The sequence below is a fragment of the Bradyrhizobium sp. LTSPM299 genome (assembly GCF_000938235.1).
In the GTDB taxonomy this organism is placed as follows: Bacteria; Pseudomonadota; Alphaproteobacteria; order Rhizobiales; family Xanthobacteraceae; genus Bradyrhizobium.
Genome location: NZ_JYMU01000085.1, coordinates 491,204 through 511,174, shown reverse-complemented (window position 1 = coordinate 511,174; position 19,971 = coordinate 491,204). Strand labels below are relative to the sequence as shown.

General features: G+C 64.0%; 18 protein-coding genes. 10 read left to right on the top strand and 8 right to left on the bottom strand.

Annotated features, from left to right (window positions below; translation table 11 throughout):
- Both UP10_RS38025 and UP10_RS38020 read right to left on the bottom strand, forming a co-directional pair.
- Window positions 1–845, bottom strand: an 845-nt coding sequence (locus tag UP10_RS38025) for an NmrA family NAD(P)-binding protein (protein WP_044592314.1), incomplete at its 3' end; no start/stop codon positions are given.
- 45 nt (window positions 846–890) lie between these two features.
- Complete coding sequence (locus tag UP10_RS38020) at window positions 891–1,313, bottom strand: DoxX family protein (protein WP_044591720.1); 423 nt, start codon at window positions 1,311–1,313, stop codon at window positions 891–893.
- Window positions 1,314–1,432: 119 nt separating this feature from the next.
- Here UP10_RS38020 and UP10_RS38015 point away from each other — a divergent pair, with 119 nt between their 5' ends.
- Window positions 1,433–2,338, top strand: a complete 906-nt coding sequence (locus UP10_RS38015) for a LysR family transcriptional regulator (protein WP_044591719.1) — start codon at window positions 1,433–1,435, stop codon at window positions 2,336–2,338.
- Window positions 2,339–2,672: 334 nt separating this feature from the next.
- On the opposite strand, the gene UP10_RS38010 is transcribed toward UP10_RS38015, so the two are convergent.
- The 4 genes from UP10_RS38010 to UP10_RS37995 are packed head-to-tail and all read right to left on the bottom strand — an operon-like array spanning window position 2,673 to window position 7,369.
- Window positions 2,673–3,386, bottom strand: coding sequence for an ABC transporter ATP-binding protein (locus tag UP10_RS38010; protein WP_044592223.1), 714 nt, complete (start codon window positions 3,384–3,386; stop codon window positions 2,673–2,675).
- The gene (locus UP10_RS38005) at window positions 3,383–5,152 is read right to left on the bottom strand and encodes a branched-chain amino acid ABC transporter ATP-binding protein/permease (RefSeq protein ID WP_044592222.1); all 1,770 of its coding nucleotides are present in this window, start codon (window positions 5,150–5,152) and stop codon (window positions 3,383–3,385) included. The genes UP10_RS38010 and UP10_RS38005 overlap by 4 nt, the downstream gene beginning before the upstream one ends.
- The gene (locus UP10_RS38000) at window positions 5,149–6,192 is read right to left on the bottom strand and encodes a branched-chain amino acid ABC transporter permease (protein ID WP_044592221.1); all 1,044 of its coding nucleotides are present in this window, start codon (window positions 6,190–6,192) and stop codon (window positions 5,149–5,151) included. The genes UP10_RS38005 and UP10_RS38000 overlap by 4 nt, the downstream gene beginning before the upstream one ends.
- A gap of 28 nt (window positions 6,193–6,220) precedes the next feature.
- Window positions 6,221–7,369, bottom strand: coding sequence for an ABC transporter substrate-binding protein (locus UP10_RS37995; RefSeq protein WP_044592220.1), 1,149 nt, complete (start codon window positions 7,367–7,369; stop codon window positions 6,221–6,223).
- A 72-nt stretch (window positions 7,370–7,441) separates the two neighbouring features.
- Between UP10_RS37995 and UP10_RS37990 the strand changes: the two genes are divergently transcribed.
- From UP10_RS37990 to UP10_RS37960, 7 genes are all read left to right on the top strand, one after another.
- Entirely contained in the window at window positions 7,442–8,266 is an 825-nt protein-coding gene (locus UP10_RS37990) for an alpha/beta fold hydrolase (RefSeq protein ID WP_044592219.1), read from the top strand.
- Window positions 8,267–8,744: 478 nt separating this feature from the next.
- The gene (locus UP10_RS37985; RefSeq protein WP_044592218.1) at window positions 8,745–9,536 is read left to right on the top strand and encodes an aspartate/glutamate racemase family protein; all 792 of its coding nucleotides are present in this window, start codon (window positions 8,745–8,747) and stop codon (window positions 9,534–9,536) included.
- Between the two features lie 17 nt (window positions 9,537–9,553).
- Entirely contained in the window at window positions 9,554–9,982 is a 429-nt protein-coding gene (locus tag UP10_RS37980) for an organic hydroperoxide resistance protein (protein WP_044592217.1), read from the top strand.
- A 30-nt stretch (window positions 9,983–10,012) separates the two neighbouring features.
- On the top strand, window positions 10,013–11,191 hold the full coding sequence (locus tag UP10_RS37975) for a thiolase family protein (protein WP_044592216.1): 1,179 nt from the start codon (window positions 10,013–10,015) through the stop codon (window positions 11,189–11,191).
- A complete protein-coding gene (locus UP10_RS37970) occupies window positions 11,188–12,429 on the top strand; it encodes an SDR family NAD(P)-dependent oxidoreductase (protein ID WP_044592215.1) in 1,242 nt (413 codons plus the stop codon). The genes UP10_RS37975 and UP10_RS37970 overlap by 4 nt, the downstream gene beginning before the upstream one ends.
- 29 nt (window positions 12,430–12,458) lie before the next feature.
- On the top strand, window positions 12,459–13,247 hold the full coding sequence (locus UP10_RS37965; protein WP_044592214.1) for a cyclase family protein: 789 nt from the start codon (window positions 12,459–12,461) through the stop codon (window positions 13,245–13,247).
- A 27-nt stretch (window positions 13,248–13,274) separates the two neighbouring features.
- Window positions 13,275–14,429 carry an ABC transporter substrate-binding protein gene (locus UP10_RS37960; protein ID WP_044592313.1) on the top strand — a complete coding sequence of 385 codons (1,155 nt, stop codon included), beginning with the start codon at window positions 13,275–13,277 and terminating at the stop codon, window positions 14,427–14,429.
- Between the two features lie 18 nt (window positions 14,430–14,447).
- Here the strand turns inward: UP10_RS37960 and UP10_RS37955 are convergent, their stop codons facing one another.
- Entirely contained in the window at window positions 14,448–16,082 is a 1,635-nt protein-coding gene (locus UP10_RS37955) for an AMP-binding protein (protein ID WP_044592213.1), read from the bottom strand.
- A gap of 170 nt (window positions 16,083–16,252) precedes the next feature.
- Between UP10_RS37955 and UP10_RS37950 the strand changes: the two genes are divergently transcribed.
- Window positions 16,253–17,896: an ATP-dependent acyl-CoA ligase gene (locus tag UP10_RS37950; protein WP_050044025.1), complete on the top strand. Its 1,644-nt coding sequence runs from the start codon at window positions 16,253–16,255 to the stop codon at window positions 17,894–17,896.
- A 26-nt stretch (window positions 17,897–17,922) separates the two neighbouring features.
- Here UP10_RS37950 and UP10_RS37945 read toward each other — a convergent pair whose 3' ends face one another.
- Entirely contained in the window at window positions 17,923–18,840 is a 918-nt protein-coding gene (locus UP10_RS37945; RefSeq protein ID WP_044592212.1) for a LysR family transcriptional regulator, read from the bottom strand.
- A gap of 152 nt (window positions 18,841–18,992) precedes the next feature.
- On the opposite strand from UP10_RS37945, the gene UP10_RS37940 reads away from it, so the two are divergent.
- Window positions 18,993–19,949, top strand: a complete 957-nt coding sequence (locus UP10_RS37940; protein ID WP_082077504.1) for an N-carbamoyl-D-amino-acid hydrolase — start codon at window positions 18,993–18,995, stop codon at window positions 19,947–19,949.
- Window positions 19,950–19,971: the final 22 nt, after the last annotated feature.

Genomic DNA, 19,971 nt, shown 5'->3' with positions numbered 1-19,971 from the left:
TCGAATACATCGCGTGCGGACGTCGTACCGGCTACGTGCTCCGTACCCGCGACTCCAAGGTCCATCCATCCTGCATTCACGGCCTCAAACATTTCTTCGGCAGGTCCGGTGTGGCCCTTCGGGATGCCGAATTGCTCGAACGCTTTCGCCCACCCTGCACGCGGGACTGCAAAGGCTTTGACGTCGAGATTCAGGACTTCACCCAATTGCTCCGCGACTTCATCCGCGGTGACCATCGAACCAAGCTCGACGGCGCGCTGCCCTGACCACGCTGGACCGGTCAAAAGGGTTGCGACCTCCGCGCCGATGTCGTTCGTCGCGACCATGGTCGATTTCCGGTTTGTCGGATTGTAGTAGACCGGGAGCGTTCCGCCCTGGGCGACCTGCAAGCCGTAGAGGAAGTTTTCGAAGAAACCACCTGCGCGCACAAATGCGATTGGCGATATCAGGTCGCGCAAACCTTGCTCCAGAAGCGACAACGCCGTGATCATCCCGAGCCCGCTGGTCCTGTTCGCACCCATCGACGAAAGCGCTACCACCCGCGGCGGCGCTGCCTTGGTGAGCGCCTCGACATAGTTCGCAATCACGCCCTTGGCTTCTTTGTAATCGGGCGAGGGGGCCCAGACAGCCGGCAACATGACAAACACGCCTTCGACGCCTTTGAGCGCCCGCTCGATGGCTGCCGAATCATTCCAATCACCGTTTACCAGTTCCACGCCCTTGTTCGCCCAGCTTGAAGCCTTCTCGCGATTGCGGACGAGCGCGCGGACTTCCTTGCCGTGCGCCAACAGATGTTCTGCCGTTGCGCCGCCCACTTTTCCCGTGATTCCCATGACTAAAAACATGTGTTTTCTCCTGATCTTGAGGGACAGAACACTGCCCTGGTTGGTTCAATGGATGAGCGGCAGAACGGCCCGGATTCGGGGATCGCGCGCGTAGAGGCCGCCCCATGTCATCGCGCCCAGAAGCAGGGACATGATTTCCGGCGGCGCCCCCAACTCACCAATGCGGACATGGGCGCAGATGGCACCTCCCAAAAAGCCCGTCACAAGGATCGCGCCGAGCACGGCGGTGGCCGGGATGGCGTAAAGGATGGCGCAGGCAAGGATGATCGGACCCACGACACGGGTCAGGTCCATCGCGAACCCGGTTTCCTGCAACATGCTCGCGATCTGTGCCGGCGCGAAAAGCTGAATGGTGCCGTCTGCCGCCAGAGCGATAACGACAAATGCGCTCATGATCCGGCCGGCCCACAGGGCGCGATGCACGGTCACAGTTTCAGGCACCTGAGGCAGGTTGATAGTTTCGGACACTTGTCATTCTCCGAGGAGGAATCCCATTATTTGGAGCCTATTGTGTCTCCTAGGTATGACAAACAACGAGGGAGCGAACTCACTGTTCTCTCTACGGTGAACAATGCCGAGGCAGGAAAATGCAGAATCTCGAACCCATCCTCATTTTCATAACGGTAGCGGACATGGGGAGCTTCAGCCGCGCAGCCGATAGCCTGGGCATTCAGAAGGGAAGGGCCTCAACGGCGATCCGGAAACTGGAAGAAGATGTCGGTGTCAGGCTTCTGCACCGGACGACGCGTAGCGTGCAGTTGACGGAAGACGGACGGGTATTTCATGCCCGTGCCCGCGATCTGCTTGCTGACGTTGATGACCTGCACTCAATGTTCGCAGGCGATCGCGTGGCACTTCGCGGGCGTCTACGCGTCGATCTTCCGACCGAGGTGGCACGGACAACGATCATGCCGGCCTTACCGGATTTCATGGCAACTCATCCAGAGTTGGAGCTGGAGGTGTCGAGTACGGATCGGCAAGTCGATCTGGTTCAAGAGGGGTTCGACTGTGTATTGCGGCTTGGATCCATCAGGGACGAGACGCTCATCGCCCGCCCGCTGGGCAAGTTACGCATGGTCAACGCTGCCAGTCCCGCCTATCTGGCGCGCTATGGCGTCCCCCGATCGCTAGAAGATCTCCAGCGTCAGGAGCATCGGACAATTCATTTTTCGACGATGCTGGGCGCAAGACCTTATGGATGGGAATATCCGGACGGCGACGGCTACGCCACGCTTCAGTTGCCAGGTGCGTTACACGTTAACAGTGCGCAGACCTACGAAGCCGCTGCCCTCGCCGGCCTTGGCCTGATTCAGGCGCCACTCTTGGGAATTGGCCGATACCTGGAGAGTGGAGCGCTTGTGGAGATCATACCCGATTTTCGTCGCCGGGCGCTCGCCGTGTCCCTCGTCGTAGCACATCGAAGCAATCTGTCGCGCCGAGTCCGCGCATTCATGAAATGGATCGAAAATGTGCTGACGCCGTATCTGGAATAGCGAGACGAACATCTTCGTCCGGTCCTCGAAATCAACATTTGAAGTTGTGTCTGTTCGTCGGCGGTCGGCGATCCGTGTTCGCCATGACCGTCGAAGCGACTGAACGAAGCCTGACTTTGCCAGGGTGCATGAGTCCGGAAGTGGCCCATCGCGACATACTTTGCTGCCGCACGAATTAGTCGCTTTAGGAGCAAAGCGGACGCGGTCATCAATCACATGACGCCGTCGTTTATAGGTACACGATCTAGCTAGATCTAGCGTGTTCGGATGATGCGGGGCCCCATTTCTACTTTGCAAGGGGTTGTTTTCGCAGTTTTAGCCCCGGTCTTGGTCGCTAATGCCCGCCGAGATAGGCCGCGATCAGCTTCGGGTCGTGGATCAGGGTGTCCGCCGGCCCTGACTGGATGATCTCGCCGGTTTCCAGCACATAGCCGTAGTCGGCGGTCTCCAGCGCGGCACGGGCGTTCTGCTCGACCAGCAGCACCGAGACGCCGAGGCTGCGTAGCGACGCGATGGTGCGGAAGATCTCGCGGACGATCAACGGTGCGAGCCCAAGGCTCGGTTCATCGAGCACAAGCAGCTTCGGCTTCGCCATCAGCGCGCGGCCGAGCGCGAGCATCTGCCGCTCGCCGCCGGACAGCGTACCGGCGGCTTGTTTGCTGCGCTCCTTGAGCCGCGGGAAGCGGTCGAACACGTCATCGAGGCTCTTCCGTGTCGTCGAGCGATCGCGCAGGCTGTAGGTGCCGAGCAACAAATTGTCGGCGACCGACATGTCGGCGAACAGTTCGCGCTTCTCGGGGACCAAGCAAAGGCCGCGCTCGACGCGGCCCTCGACATCGATCTTCGCCAGATCTGTCCCCTGGAACAGCATCCTCCCCGTCGATCGCAGCAGGCCGATCGCCGCCATGAGGAGTGTCGTCTTGCCGGCGCCGTTCGGGCCGATCACGGTGACGATCTGTCCCTGTTCGACGGACAGCGAGACGTTGCGGACCGCCTCCACCTTGCCGTAGGAGACTGAGACATTCTCGATCGAGAGCATCTGCGTCACGCGACGCCTCCGAGATAGGCTTCCTGGACCCGCGCGTCGCTGCGGATCGCCGCAGGTCCGCCCTCGCAGAGTTTTGAGCCGAAATCGAGCACGACGATGCGATCGACCAGCGACATCACGAACTCCATGTCGTGCTCGACCAGCAGGATCGTCAGATGGTCCGATCGCAACGAGCGCAGCAATTCGGCGAGCTTCTGCTTCTCCTGGCGCCGCAGCCCCGCCGCAGGCTCGTCGAGCACCAGCAGCGTCGGGTCGGAGGCGAGCGCACGGGCGATTTCGAGCACGCGCTGATTGCCGAGCGGCAGGTTGCCGGCAAGCTCGAACGGCTTGTCGCCGAGCCCGACCCGTTCGAGCTGCTGCAGCGCCTCGTAGCGCGCGCTGGCTTCTTCCGCCTGATTCAAGCGCAAGGCGCCGGCGAGCAGGCCGGTCCTGGTGCGCGAATAGGTGCCGAGCAGCACATTGTCGAGCAGCGTCATGCGCGGGCGCAGCTTGACGTGCTGGAAGGTGCGGGAGATCCCGGACCGGGCGATGCGGAACTGCGCGTCACGGGTGATCGATCGATCGGCGAATCTGATCTCGCCGCTGTTGGCGCGAAGCGCACCGGTGAGCAGGTTGAACATCGTGGACTTGCCGGCGCCATTCGGCCCGATCAGGCCGAGGATCTCGCCGGACCGCACCTCGAAGCTGACATTGTTGACGGCAACCAGCCCGCCAAATCGGCGTTGCACGCCACTGACCTTGAGCAGAAGGCTGCCGGGTGCCGGCTGCTCGCGGCGGGGCAGCCGAGCGGCCTGTTGCGGAGGGGATAATTTCCGATCCGGCAGGAAACCGGAGACGAACGGAACGATGCCTTGCCGCGCCCGTTGCAGAAACAGGATGAACAGCGCCGAGAATGCCACGATCTCGAGCTGACCCGAGGCGCCTTTCGCGATCAGCGGAAGGTAGTCCTGCACTGAGTTCTTCAGCAGCGTGACGATCGCAGCACCGACCACGCCGCCCAAAACGCTGCCGGCGCCACCAACCATCGCCATCATCAGATATTCGATGCCCATGCTGGCATCGAACGGTCCGGGACTGACGAAGCGGCCGAGATGGGCATAGAGCCATCCAGACAGCGCGCCAAAGAAAGCGGCAATGACGAATGTCAGGAGCCTAATCTGGAATGCACTGATTCCGAGACTTTCGACGAGCGTATTACCGCCACGAAGTGCACGCATCGCGCGGCCGATGCGGGAGTCCAGCAGATTGTAACAAAGGAGAAGGACCGCAGCGACAATGGCCCAGATCAGGAAATAGATCTGCCAGCTCTGCACCAGGGCGACCGGGCCGATCGAGATCGGGGGAAGGCCCGAAATGCCGTTGTGTTCGCCGAGCCCGTCGATGTTGCCGAACAGGAATGCGATCGCCAGCCCCCACGCGACCGTGCTCAACGAGAGGAAATGGCCCTGCAGGCGCAGCGTCACGAGGCCCAGGATCGCCGCGATGCCGCAGGTCAGGACGACCGCCAGCACCAGTCCGAGCCAGGGCGAATAGCCGTGAAGCGCCGTCACCCATGCCGTGGAATAGGCGGCGATGCCGACGAAGGCCGCCTGGCCGAACGAAACGATGCCGCCAACCCCGGTCAACAGGGCGAGCCCGATCGCTGCGAGCGCGTAGATGCCGATGTAGTTCAGCAATGTGACGGTGAAAGGATTGAGCACGAAGGGCGCCGCGATGAGACAGGCGACCACGGCTGCAATGATGAGGCGGATTTGCAGCCGGGTCATTCCTCGACCTCCTCTTCTGAATGCTGCGAGGCGAGCGAGCGCCAGAGCAGGACGGGGATCAGCAGCGAGAACACGATGACGTCCTTCAGGGTGCTGCTTTCGAATGATGCGAAGCTTTCGAGAATGCCGACGCCGAACGCGCCGAGCGCGGCTCCGGGATAGCTGACCAGGCCGCCGACGATGGCGCCGACAAAGGCCTTCAGCCCGATCAGGAATCCGGAGTCGTAGAAGATCGTGTTGACTGGCGCGATCAGGATGCCGGAGACGCCCGCCATCAGCGATCCCAGGAGATAGGCGATGGTCCCGGCGCGCGCCGGCCTGATGCCCATCAGCCGCGCGCCGGTCCGGTTGAAGGCGGTCGCGCGCAGCGCCTTGCCGAGGAGGGTGAAATCGAAGAACAGGAATAGCAGGCCGCTGAACACCAGTGCCGCCGTCAGGATCAGCATCGTCTGTCCGGGAACGTGAACGTCGCCGATATCAAGCGCAAGCGATGTCAGCGGCTCGGTCCTGACGCCTTCGGGGCCGAAGAACATCAGCCCCAGCCCGACCAGCGCGAAATGCAAGGCGACCGAGACCGTCAGCAGCAGCAGGACCGAAGCGTCCGCGATCGGGCGAAAGACGATCCGGTCGAGCAGCGGCGCGACCGGCAGGATGAGCAGCAAAGCCAGCACGATCCGGATCTGCATCAGTGGGTTGAAGCGCATCGCCAGCCAGACGATCCCGACCGCGACCAGGGGAAGCACGAGATAGCCGAGCACGGCCTTCGGCACCGCGCGAAGCTCGCCCGCGCGCGCCAGCGACGTGACCTCCATCAGACAGGCCATGCAGGCCAGCACGACGACCAGCCCGACCGTTCCGGGGATCTGCCTGGCGTCGAGCGCGGCCAGCGTCAGCGCGGTGAACGCCGCGATGTCGCCGAATGGGATGAAGATCACCCGCGTGACGGTGAAGATCAGCACGGTTCCGATCGCCACCAGGGCATAGATTGCCCCGGTCGCTATTCCATCGACCGCAAGGATCGCTGCGATGTCTGCCGTCATGCCTTTGGTCGTCCTTTGGTGCGCTCGCTCAGGGCTCGTAAGTCCAGGCGCCATTGACCAGGCGGACAATCACCAGCGCGCGTTCGTCGACGCCGTGATAGGCACCCGGCTTGAAGTTGTAGATCGCATGCACGCCGGGCATTTCCTTGGTGTTCAGGATCTCGTCGCGCAGCGCCTTGTGGAATTCGGCAGTGCCGGGCTTCGCGGTCTTCAACGCGCGCGCTGCGGCTTCTGTGAAGATCTTCCAGCCGTCGAAGGAATAGGCTGAAAAACCGTCCGTCGACGGCAGGTTGTTGGCCTTCTGGTAGGCCGCACGGAACTCGAGCGCCAGCTTCTTGGCGAAATGAGTGTCTGGAAGCTGCTCGGCCACGATGACGGGACCTGCGGAAACCTGAATTCCGTCGGCGGCCTTGCCGCCGACACGCACGAAATCGGGATTGACCAGCGCCACCGTGCCGTAGGTCTTGCCCTTGAAGCCACGGTCGGCAAGCGCCAATAGCGGCAGCGCGCCCTGGGTGCCCGACCCGCCGTCCAGGACGGCATCGGGGCGGGTCGCGAGCACCTTGAGGATCTGGCCGGTGACCGAGGTATCGACGCGTGCATAGCGTTCGTTGGTCAGCACCTTGATGCCGTCATCGGCTTCGACCGCCTTGGCGCCGTTATAGACGAGATCGCCCCATGCGTCGGAAAAGCCGATATAGCCGATGTTCTTCATACCATCGCGCTTCATCCGGTCGGCAACGACCTTGACCAGCAACGAGGCGGGCTGCGGAACGCAGATGCCCCATTGATCGGCCGGGTCCGGCAGCCCGATGATCGGGGAGACGGCGATCATCGGCACCTTCAGCTCGGTCGCGACCGCCATCATGGCGATGGTCGAGGGCGCGGTCGCAGTGCCGATCAAGAGATCGACCTTCTCTTCCTCGATCAGCTTGCGCGCGGCGCGGCTCGCGGCGGAGGGATCGGAGCCGTCGTCGAGCTGGATCAGCCGGATCTTCTCGCCGTTGACCTCGCCCTTGTATTCGAGCGCGGCCTGGATACCACGCCCATACGGGATGCCGATCGAGGCGCCGGGTCCACTGAGGGAAGTCACGAACCCGACCGTGATGTCGGCCTGTGCGGTCGAGGCCGTGACGAGGCCGCCGAACAGTGCAGCCAAACTCAAGATCTTGCGCATTGCGTTCCCCTTGGTTGAAAACAGTCGCTAGCTGAGCGAAATGTAAGGTTGGATCGAAGTAGGAGCTATGACATGACCACGAGCAAAGCCGGCTCTCGCGTCGAGCGCCGCTTCGTCACGACGCACCTTGGCCGCATTCACGTGGCCATGGCGGGAACTGGCTTTCCCGTCTTGCTGCTGCATCAGACGCCGCGTTCGTGGGACGAGTATCGCGACGTGCTGCCGCTGCTCGGCCACGATTTTCGCGCGATCGCGATGGACACGCCCGGTTTCGGGGATTCCGATCGGCCGAACGGCGAACCTTCGATCGAAGTGTGGGCGCAGACCGCGCTGGCGCTGCTCGACGCGCTTGAATTGCCGCGGGCCGCGATCGTCGGACATCATACCGGCGCAGCAATTGCGGTGGAAATCGCGGCGTCCGCACCGGCGCGAGTGAGCGCCCTGGTGCTTTCGGCCTGTCCCTTCGTCGATGCGGCACGCCGCGCCAAGCATCAGGGCATGCGGGTCATCGACGATGTCGAGACGTGGAGCGACGGCGCTCATCTCACGGAGCTCTGGGCGCGCCGTCAGCCATTTTATCCGGCCGGCGATACCGATCTGTTGCAGCGTTTCATTATCGATGCGCTGCGGTCCGGTGAGATGGCGGCGGAGGGCCACCGGGTGGTGAATCGCTATCGGATGGAGGACCGTCTGGGACTCATCCGGTGCCCCACGCTGGTCATTGCTCCGACGGGCGATCCGCACGCTCATCCGGTGGCTCCCAAGGTCGCTGGAGCGATCGGCGACAGTACTCTGCGCGAGCTCTCAGGAGGCATGGTGCCGCTTCCCGACCAGATGCCGGAGGCATTCGCCGGCCTCGTGCGCGACTTCGTGGCCGCTCACATTGCCAACCCCTGACACGGCGGTGCCGCGTCGGGCGAGGGTGACCCCGCCGGCAGCACCTGTGGTTCCGAGGTCGATGATCTCAGCCACGCTGGAGAAACCCCTGATCGACGTCCCTGACGACGCGGCGTGCGCCACGCGGCGTCGGCCCTGTCAATTATTTGAAGTCTAAAGTATCTGTCGGCCGAACGTCAATACACCCTTTGCGGAAAAGTTGGTCGCGGCAGGTGCTGTCGCGAAAGCCGAATTCGCTTATGCAAAAGGGAAAGGCGCGATCTGCCTGTCGTTTCGGCAAACCGTTGCCGCCGTGCGCGGCGTGCGTGATCGTGCCGTTCAATTGACGCCAAAATTGTTTTGTGGTTGAAATAATTCGGTCGACGGGACGGTGCCATCGCTACGGCACGCGTTCACAATGACAGGCATGCGTGTGTCGTCAGCCCAGACTTCGGTGGTTCGTGCATCGGCACGGTCGCCTGTGAACAGGATATCCGCTGTGCGCATCTTCTGGCAGAGCTTCGTCGACCAGGCCACGAGCGCGCCCTACATGGCGCGGCTGGCGACTTATCTGAATGAGATCGCCGCGCCCGGCACGTCAGTCCATGTCGAGGGCATCACGCCAGCCGATCGCGATTTCGGTCGCTTGAGCGAATTCCGTTGCGCGATCCAGGCGGTCGACAATGGGCTCGCGGCACAGGAGCGCGGCTTCGACGCCTACGTCATGGGCCACTTCCAGGACCCCGGATTGTACGAGCTGCGCTCGGCGCTGACTGTGCCGGTGGTCGGTGCCGGCGAGGCGACGCTGCTGGCGGCGTCGCAGCTTGGACGGCGCCTTGGCCTTGTCACGCTCGATCAAGCTTTCGAGGTTTGGCATTACGAGCAGGCCGATCGCTATGGTCTGAGCGGCCGTGTGGTGCACGTCACCGCCATGGGCTGCCGGCCGGAGGATTTCAGCGCCGCGTTTGCCGGCGATGCAGCCGCGAAAGCGCGCATGCTGAACGACTTTGCGGCCTGCGCGCAGCCGTTGGTCGATCGCGGCGCCGACGTCGTCATTCCGGCCGGTGTGTTGCCCGGCCTCCTGATTGCGAGCGAGCACGGCTTCAAGATCGGCCACGCGCCCGTGGTCAACTGCGCGGCAGTTGCACTGAAGAGCGCCGAGATGTGGGTGCAGTTGCAGCGCCTCAACGGTACCGAACCGAGCCGCGGCCCTAGCTTCGCGCTCGCCAATGACCGCGCGCGCCAGGATTTTCGCGCGCTCGTGGCGCGCACACAAGCTACCGACTCCTAGATACGCTGAGGACAACCATGCTGCAGCCTGACAAGATCCTGTATGAAGCCGAGGTGACGGCAACCGGCGGACGCGACGGCAAGGCCGTGAGCGAGGACGGGCTTCTCGCGGTATCGCTGTCGCTGCCGAAATCGCTGGGCGGGCCGGGCGGGCCGGGGACCAATCCAGAGCAGCTCTTTGCTGCCGGCTACGCGGCGTGCTTTCTCGGCGCGGTGAAGCTCGTCGCGCGCACTCGCAAGGTCACGCCGTCGGCAGAACCGACCGTCACCGCCAGGGTCGGCATGGGTCCGGTCGCGGTCGGCTATGCGCTGACCGTCGAACTCAAGGTGCTGATCCCCGGAGTGGAGAAATCCGTCGCCGAAGACGTCGTTGCCGGTGCTCACGAACGCTGTCCCTATTCGAATGCGACGCGCGGCAACATCGACGTCAAATTGACCGTGCTCTGAGCGGCCTCACGACAGGAATCCGGCAGTCCGATGCAGAATTCGATCCGCACACCTTACGACCGGGTCGTGATGGCGGTTCCGGTGACGATCCCTTACGTGCGTTACTCGATCGAGAGCGCGCAATGGTGGATCGGCCGGGCCCTGAAATCGCTGGTCGATGGTGCCGGGATTACGCCGCGCGACATCGACGGGTTCTGTGTGTCGAGCTTTACGGCAGGGCTCGATAGCGGGATCAGCCTGACCCAGCATTTCGGCCTGTGCGTGCGATGGATCGACACCATTCCGCTCGGCGGCGCCAGTGCGATTGCCGCTCTGCGGCGTGCCGCGCGGGCCGTGCAGGCTGGCGATGCACGCATCGTGGCCTGCGTGGCCGGTGACACCAACCACGTCGATTCGTTCCGCGTCACGCTGGAGAACTTCTCGCGCTTCAACCAGGACGCGGTCTATCCCTACGGCGCCGGCGGAGCCAATGCCAGCTTCGCGCTGATCGCGCGCAACTACATGCGCAAATTCGGCGCGCAGCGCGAGGATTTCGGCAAGATCGCCGTCGCCCAGCGCGCAAACGCGCTTCGCAATCCGCACGCCCTGATGAAAACGCCGCTGACCATCGAGCAATACATGGCGGCGCGGCCGATTGCCGACCCGATCCATCTGTTCGACTGCGTGATGCCGTGTGCCGGCGCCGAGGCATTCCTGGTGATGAGCGAAGATGTCGCGGCGTCGCTGAATTTGCCTGCGGTCAGGATTCTCGCCACCATCGAGCACCACAATGCGTTCGGCGATGACCCTGTTCAGGTGCGGGGCGGTTGGGCGATGGATGTCGACGAACTCTACGCGATGGCTGGCGTCAAGCCGGACGACCTGGATTTCGTCGAGACCTATGATGATTACCCTGTGATCTCGATGATGCAGTTCGAGGACCTCGGCTTCTGCCGCAAGGGGGAAGGGCCGGATTTCGTGCGGCAGCATGACCTGACGATCGACGGCACGTTCCCGCACAACACCTCCGGCGGTCAGTTGTCGGTCGGACAGGCCGGTGCCGGCGGTGCCTATCTCGGGGTGGTTGAGGCGATGCGCCAGGTGCTTGGGTCCGCCGGTCCGACGCAGGTCAAGGATGCGCGGATCGGGTTGGCGTCGGGCTTCGGAATGATCAACTATGATCGCGGTCTCGCCTCGGGCGCAGCGATCCTCGCAGGACCGGGTACATGATCGAACCGATCGCAAAACCGCGCCGGAAGAACCCGCTCTCGCGGACGCGGTTGCCGACGTCGCCACCGCGCGCCCGCAGCCGTGCGTCGCACGGCTTCACGCGCGCTGCCGCCGAGGGCCGCTTCATGCTGCAACGCTGCGATGCCTGCAGCACCTTTTGTTATCCGGCGCGCGATGCGTGTCCCGCGTGCCTGTCCGCCGATCTCGTCTTTATCGATGCACCGCGGCGCGGCATGTTGTTGAGCGAAACCACCTTGCATGTCCCTGCCGACGTGCATTTCCGCGAACGCGCGCCATGGCGCGTCGGCTTGGTCGCGATGGACTGCGGGCCGAAGCTGGTCGCGCATCTGCACGCCGATTGCCAAGAGGATCGGCCGGTCACGATGTCGTTTCAATTGGACAAAAGCGGGCAGGCCGTGGCCTTCGCGAACCCCGAACGAGAGACATCAAACATGACTGATGACAGGCAGTGGCGGGAGATGACCGCCGATCCGAAATTCCGGCGCGTTCTGGTCACCAACGGGCGGAGCATCGTCGGTCAGGAGGTGGTGGCCGCGCTGAAGGTGGCCGGAGCGTCGATCGTGTTCGTCGGTGTCGCCGAACCGTGGAAGCCGTTCCGCGGCGAGGACGCATTGCGCGCGCTCGAAGGCGTCCAGATCGTACCGCTCGACATCGGCGACGAGAAGTCGGTTGCCGATCTGGCGGCCGACATCGGCGGCAAGGTTGATATCCTCGTCAACACCACGGAGCATGTGCGCTCCGGCGGGTTGCTCGATCGCCAGGGCACCAGCACCGTGCGTGACGAGATCGACCAGACCTATCTCGGCTTTGTGCATCTGGCGCAGGCGTTCGGGCCGGCGATGCGGATGCGGGGCTCCGACGGAGTCAACAGTGCCGCCGCGTGGGTCAATATCCTCTCGGTCTATGCGCTGGCGAACTGGCCGGTGTTCGGCGCGTATTCGGCGTCGCAGGCGGCCTCACTCTCGCTGTCGCACTGCCTGCGCGCGGAGCTGCGGCCTGGCGGCGTCAAGGTGGTGAATTTGTTTACAGGCCCGCTCGATACCGAGTGGTTCCAGACGGTGCCGCCGCCGAAGGTCGCGCCCCGAATGGTCGCGAGCTCGATTGTGTCGGCGCTCAAGCGCGGACTGGAGGATGTGTTCGTGGGCGATGTCGCCGAGGATATTCGCCAGCGCCTTGCGGCCAACCCCAAGGCCCTCGAGCGCGAGCTCGGGTCATAGACGGAATTGTCGAAAACGGGAGAAGCGCTATGGACAGCAACAATCTCATGCAGTTTGCCGATGCCGTTGCATCGGGTGCGGTGCGCGTCGTCGATCTGACCTTCACTCTCAGTCCGGATTTTCCGGTGATCGTGCTGCCGCCGGAGTTCGGCCAGGCCGCGCCGGTGCGCATCCAGCGGATCTCGCAATACGATGCGGCTGGTCCTGCCTGGTACTGGAATAACCTGACCTTCGGCGAGCATACCGGCACGCATTTCGATGCGCCGATCCACTGGTTCACCGGCAAGGACCTGCCGAACAATTCGGTCGACACGCTGCCGGTCCGCGACATGATCGCGCCGGCCTGCGTGATCGATTGTTCGGCCGAGGCCGCGCAAGATCCAGATTTCCTGCTGACGATTCCCGTCGTCGAAGCCTGGGAGAAGAGCCACGGTCGGATTCCGCCGCGCCACTGGGTGCTGCTGCGCACCGACTGGTCGAAGAAGGGCTGGCGCGACTACGCCAACCTGAAGGACGACGGTGCGCATACGCCGGGGCCGGGGCCAGCTGTGATGCGCTGGCTGGTCGAGGAGCGCGGCATCATCGGCCTCGGCACCGAGACGATCGGAACCGATGCCGGCCAGGCCGGGCATCTCGATCCGCCGTATCCGGCGCACCATTTCCTGCACGGCGGCGGGCGTTACGGTTTGCAATGCCTGTGCAATCTCGATCAGCTTCCTCCGAGCGGCGCGGTGATCGTTGCCGCGCCGCTGAAGATCCAGAACGGGTCGGGTAGTCCGTTGCGCGTCCTTGCACTGCTCCCTGCTGGGCAGGGTTGAGCCTTTCCGTCCACTTTGAGTGATATGATGAACAAGAAGACTTTGTTGATTGGCGCCGCGCTCCTACTCGGTGTTATGGCGCCGGCCCGCGCTGAAATCCTGGTCGGTTTCGTCACCGGCCTGAGCGGACCGGTGTCGTCGATCGGCGTGCCGAACGCCAAGGGGCTGGCGGCAGGTCAGGCGTATATCGGCGAGGTCGACGGCGAGAAGGTTCGCGTCATCCAGCTCGACGACGGCTCGGATCCGGCGGCGTCGACGCGCAACGCGCGCAAGCTGGTCGAACAGGAAAAGGTCGACTTCCTGATCGGGACGTCAGGCGCACCGCAGACGCTGGCGATGGCTACCGCGGCGATCGAGATGAAGGTGCCGATGGTGGCGATCTCGCCGATCGCGCCGGTGCCGGCCGGGGAGGGCGGGCCATGGGTGGTGCAAACGCCGCAGCCGACATCGCTTCTCGTCCAGGGCATCGTCGATCACATGACGAGCCGCGGCGTGAAGACCGTCGCGTTCATCGGCTTCTCCGACGCGTTCGGCGACCTCTTGTACAATTCGCTGCTGCAAAGCGCCGAGAAGGCCGGGATCAAGGTGATCGCGAACGAACGCTATGCGCGTTCCGACAATTCCGTCACCGCGCAGGTGCTGCGCGCGCTGTCCGCACGCCCCGACGCGGTCATGTTGGGTGGTACCGGGACGCCTGGTGCGCTGCCCGTGATTGCGCTGTCCGAGCGTGGCTATAAAGGACCGCTCTACGGCAATCATGGCATGATCAGCGCCGACTTCCTGCGGCTTGCCGGCAAGTCGGCAGAAGGCATCATCTGCCCAACCGGACCGGTGACCGCAGCCGAGCAGCTTCCCGAGAGCAATCCGATTCGCAAGGTCGCGCTTGCGTTCCGCGCGGCCTATGAGAAGGCCAACGGCGAACCGCCGGCCGACGCGTTTTCGCCCTATGCTTTTGATGGCTGGCTGGTGTTTATGGATGCGGCCAAACGCGCAAAGGCCACAGGTGCGATGCCGGGCACGCCGGCATTTCGCAACGCGCTCCGCGAGGCGCTGTTCACGACCAAGGATGTGGTCGGCACGCACGGCATCTACACCTACACGCCGGCCGACCGCTACGGGGTCGACGAGCGTGCACGAATCCTGGTCCAGATCGAAAACGGAAAGTACAGACTGCTGCCGTAAGGGCAGTAGTCCCCGTGCTCAGATGTGCCGAAGCTTCGCCTTGAGCGCGCGCAGATCGATCGCGCGGTTGGCGCTAACGGCCGCGGCCGCGAGCGTCTTGATCTCGCCCCGGGCGAGTTTGCGCGTCGACGACAGCGGCAACTCGTCGACGATTGCGACATAGCCGGGCACCTTGTGATAGGCGAGGCGCTCGGCGCAGGTCTTGACGATCGAGGTGGCGAGCGCGGCCGTGTCGTCGACCTCCGCGTTCGGTACGATGAAGGCGAAAACCTCTTCGCCGCGGATCTCGTCGGGGACGGGTGTCACCGCGCAGCCGCCGATGCGGGTGTCCATGTAAAGCGCGCTTTCGACCTCGAGCACGCCGATATTCTCGCCGCTGCGCCGCACGATGGTCTTCTTGCGATCGAAGAAATACATCAGTCCGTCTTCGTCGGCGAAGACCAGGTCGCCGGTGTGAAACCAGCCACCTTCCCAGGCTGTTTCGGTCGCTTCCTCGTCCTTCAGGTAGCCCCTGAAGAAGCCTGCCCTCGCGTCGTCGCCCTTCGCGCGGACCAGCAATTCGCCGGGTTTTCCAACCGCGACATCGGCGCCCTGATCGTCAACGAGACGATAGTCCATGCCTGCGGATGGCCGGCCGACGCAGCGCGCGCCAAACCCGGCCGGCTCGCGCGCCGTGGTCGTGGCTGCAGCGCCCCCGGTCTCGGTCATCGCCCAGGCTTCGACGATCGGAATGCGATAACGCTCTTCGAAGGTGGCACGGTGACGGACATCAACCCCCGGCGCAAAGGCGAAACGCACGCGATGCTGCCTTTCAACCTCGGTCACCGGCAGTTGCAGCAGGATGGCCGGGATCACGCCGAGACAATGCACGACAGTCGCACCGCTGTCGGCGACGCACTGCCACCAGCGGTTGGCGTGAAAGCGGTCGAGCGGCACCACCGCGCCACCGAGCACCATCATCCCGACGGCGCTGCAACCGAGTGCGTTCATGTGGAACATCGGCAATGGCGTCAGGTTGATAACGCGGCCCGGCTGCAAATCGGCCACACCGCCCTGCGCGAGATACCAGTCGGCAACCCCTAGAAAATAGCGGTTCGAGAGCATGCACCCCTTCGGCTTGCCGGTGCTGCCTGACGTGAACAACAAGGCGCATTCGCCGTTGAAGTCGGGATCCTGGGCGGCGATTTCCGACTGGCATGACGGGATGCGGCTGTCGGTGTCGATCAGGCGGGCGCGCCCGAGTGCGGCACCCTTGGTCACCTGCATGCGATCGGTCGTCGCCACCAGCAGGTCAGCCCCCGACAGTTCGAGCTGGAACAACAGCTCTTCGGGGCGGACGTCGGGGTTGATCGGAACGATCGAAACCCCGAGCGCATTGAGCGCGAGCCAATGCTGGAAAAAGACCGGCCGATTTTCGAGCAACAGGGCGACCCGCGCACCGCGTCCATATCCGGCGGCGGCGTATTCCGTGCGCAGCCTCTCGACCTCCGTCTTGAACGGTCCGTATGCAATCGTGAACCCGTCCGGCGCGTAAGGCAGTCCTGCGCTTGCAGGTGCCAGCAGGAACGGCGCGTCCGGCCGTTTGGCGGCGCTGGCCGCGAAGGCGTCGGATGGCGATCGATAGGGCAAGCTATCGAGAATGTCGCGACTCATTGCGGGCATAGCTCCTGTTGATGCCTCCAGCCCGCCGCGCCGGACGGCGGCCGGAACCCGCACGCAGCGCTTGCTGTGGCGGCAGCTTTGGTGAATACTTTAAGCCTAAACTATCTCGCTGACCAGTAGTGATCTCAGCGGATCGGCGCAGCAAATCGGTGGAGGCGTATGTGCAGGCAGGTGACAGCAGCGCGGCTGGGCAACGGCCGGGCCGACCGATCTGGCCGCAGGCCGTGGAACGCTTTCCGCCGGCGGACCGAATCCTCTCGACCATTCTGACGCGGCAGGCCGCGCAATATGGCGACCGCACGCTTCTCGTCTTCGGCGAAGTCAGATGGAGCTATGCCGAGACGGCCGAGATTGCCGCCGCGTCGGCCGCGCGGCTGATGCGGGCCGGAATTCGCGCCGGCGATCGTGTCGCGCTGATGTGCTCGAACCGGCCCGAATTCCTCGAGATCTATCTCGGCTGCGCCTGGATAGGGGCCGTCAGCGTGCCGATCAACACGGCGTTGCGCGGCATTCAGTTGAGCCACATCCTGCGCAACTCCACCCCGAAACTGCTGGTGATCGAGGCGCTCTTTGTGCCGGCGATCGAAACGCTGGAGAGCGATGTCGCGCCGCCGGATCTTGTCTGGACGATCGGGGAGGGCGACGAGCGTCTGGTCGTGCCGGGATCGATCCCGCCTCTGCCTGCGCTCGGCGAGGCAGTGCCGTCCACGCCAGTGAGGCCCGGCGACACGGTCGCAATCCTCTATACCTCGGGCACGACAGGTCCTTCCAAGGGTGTTTGCTGCCCGCAAGCGCAACTGTTCTGGTGGGGCGTCTATTCGGCGCGCGCGCTCGGCATCGTCGAGGGCGATATCCTGTTCACGACGCTGCCGCTGTTCCACACCAATGCGCTAAACGCATTCTATCAGGCGCTGCTGAACGGCTGCACTTACGTGCTCGAGCCGAAATTCTCCGCGTCCGGTTTCTGGGCCGCGGCCCGACGGCACCGGGCGACAGTGGGCTATCTCCTGGGTGCGATGGCCGTCATGCTGCTCGCGCAGCCGCCGTCCGCCGATGACGCCGCGCACAGCCTTCGGGTCGCCCTCGGTGGCGGCGTCCCCGGCCAGTTTCACGCACCGTTTCTCGCACGTTTCGGCGTGCCGCTGCTCGACGGCTACGGTTCGACCGAGACGAATTTCGTATTCGCAAGCTCGATTCCGTCAAACCGCCCGGGCACCATGGGCTATCTCGCCGACAGCGTGGACGCATGTATCGCCGATCCCGACGATGCGGCTTTGCCTGACGGTGTGGCCGGCGAATTGCTGCTTCGCGCGCGCGAGCCATTCGCGTTTGCGACGGGCTATTTCGGGATGCCCGACAAGACAGTCGAGGCCTGGCGGAACCTCTGGTTTCACACTGGCGACCGGGTCGTGCGCGACGCGGACGGCCACTACCGTTTCGTCGATCGAATGAAGGATTCGATCCGCCGGCGCGGCGAGAACGTTTCGTCCTGGGAAGTGGAGCAGGTCCTGCTGAAGCATCCGGCGATCGCCGCATGTGCCGTCTATCCGCTACCGTCCGAACTCGGCGAGGACGAAGTTGCCGCCGCCATTCAGCTCGAAGGCGGCCAAGCGCTCGATGCCGTCGACGTGGTCAGGCACTGCGAGGGACGAATGGCTTACTTCGCCGTTCCCCGCTTCGTCCGGATTGTCACCGCAATGCCGCTCACCGAGAACGGCAAGATTCGAAAGGTCGCGCTGCGCGAAGCCGGCATGACACCCGACATCTGGGATCGCGATGCCGCGGGATACAAACTGCGCCGCTAGCGAGGCGCATCAAACGCAGTCGCAGGTCAAGTGATCTGCGGACGCTCCGCGCCGGCCGGGCCCAGAGCGCGGCTTGCCTGCCGGACTTCGTCCAGGAACGCCTTGGCCAGGCGCGACAGAGGTTCTGCCTCCGACCAGAGCATGTGGGCGACAGCCGGTGTTCTGGGCGTGAACGGCCGGATAACGAGGTCGTGGTTGCCGCCCTGGCGCGGCGAGAACGGATCGACGACCGCGGCGCCGACGCCGGCGGCTGCGAGCACACAGGCCGTATTGCAGTATCGCACCTCCACGGTCGGCTGGAACGGCGCGCCGGCCTGGGCAAAACTCTCGCGGACGGCTTCGCCCAAGCGCGTTCCGCGCTCGAGCCCGATGAAGGGCAAGCCGACAAGGTCGGAGGCGGAAATGACGGGGCGTTCGGCCAGCGGATGCTTCGGCGGCAGGACACAGACCATTTCGCCGGTGTGGACCACCTCATGCGCGATGCCCGGATGATGCGACAGGCCGAGCACGAAGCCCAGTTCGGCGACCCGGCTCGTCACCCCTTCGATGATTCCTTCATAGCGGCGGACGTCGAAGAAGACCCGGGTCTGCTGCCGGTGGCGCAGGAAGTCCGACAGCGCGGGCGGAATGATGCTGTAGGCCAGCGGTGGCGTTGCCACGATCGACAACAGTCCCGAACGACACTCCCGCAAATCGCGCACGCGGTTTTCGAGCTTGGCGTGAAGCGCAAAGATCGCCTCGCTTTCCTTGTAAAGCGCCATCGCCTCCGATGTCGGGAACAGCCGGTTGTTGACACGTTCGAACAACGCAAAGCCGGCCTGCGCTTCCATTGCCTTGAGCGCATTGCTGATCGCGGGCTGCGACAGGGCCAGTTCGTCCGCGGCCGCGACCGTGGTGCGGTGGCGGATGACGGCACGCAAAATCTCCAACTGGCGAAGGTTCATATCACTGCCGGTTATTGTCTCGCCCGAAATATCATAGCACGGGTGATTGCAATTAGCGGGCCGTTTTCGCGTAATGGGCGGCGCACCGGAGCGCTGACGGAGCGGGGACATCCGCCTCTTGCCTAGGCAATCCGCACAGGTTGGAGGCAAACTTGGTACGCATACTCCGCGCCGCTGTCGCCCAGATGGGCCCGACGCAGAAAGCGGATTCGCGAGAGCATACGCTTGGCCGGATGCTCGAGCTTCTGGAAACGGCTGCCGCGCGCGGCGCGAGCCTGGTCGTGTTTCCCGAACTCGCATTCACGACCTTTTTCCCGCGATGGTACCTCGAAGGCGATGCGCTCGATCAATATTTCGAGCGCGGCATGCCCAATCCGGCCGTGCAGTGCCTGTTCGATCGCGCACGCGCGCTTCGCGTCGGATTTTATGTCGGTTACGCCGAACAGACCCCGGACGGCCGACGCTACAACTGCTCGATCCTGGTCGACCGTGACGGCGAGATCCTTGGGCGCTATCGCAAGGTGCATCTGCCGGGTTCGGTCGAACCGCGCGCCGGCGCGCGCTACCAGCAGCTTGAAAAGCGCTATTTCGGCTATGGCGATCTCGGATTTCCGGCGTTTCGCGCCGGACCCGATTGGGGTCACGCGATCATGGGCATGATGATCTGCAACGACCGCCGCTGGCCCGAGTCCTGGCGCGTTCTGGGCCTGCAGGGTGTCGAACTGGTCTGCGTGGGCTACAATTCGGCCGCCTACGACCCCAACGGCGGCGCCACGGAAGACGCCGCGCTGCGGACCTTCCATTCGACGCTGGTGACGCAGGCCAATGCCTATATGAACGCGACCTGGGCGATTGCGGTCGCCAAGGCGGGCGACGAGGACGGTTCCGGACTGATCGGCGGCTCCTGCATCGTCGATCCCAATGGCCGCATCGTCGCCGAGGCCGAGACGCTGGGGGATGAGGTCGTCGTCGCCGACCTCGATCTCGACCTCTGCCGCCAGGGCAAGGACAAGATGTTCAATTTTGGCGCTCATCGGCGGCCCGCGCAGTACGCCGTCATCACTGAGCGCGCAGGTGTTGTCGAACCGGCTGCGCTCGATGCTGTTTGACGTGACCAAGCCGATCGCGGCG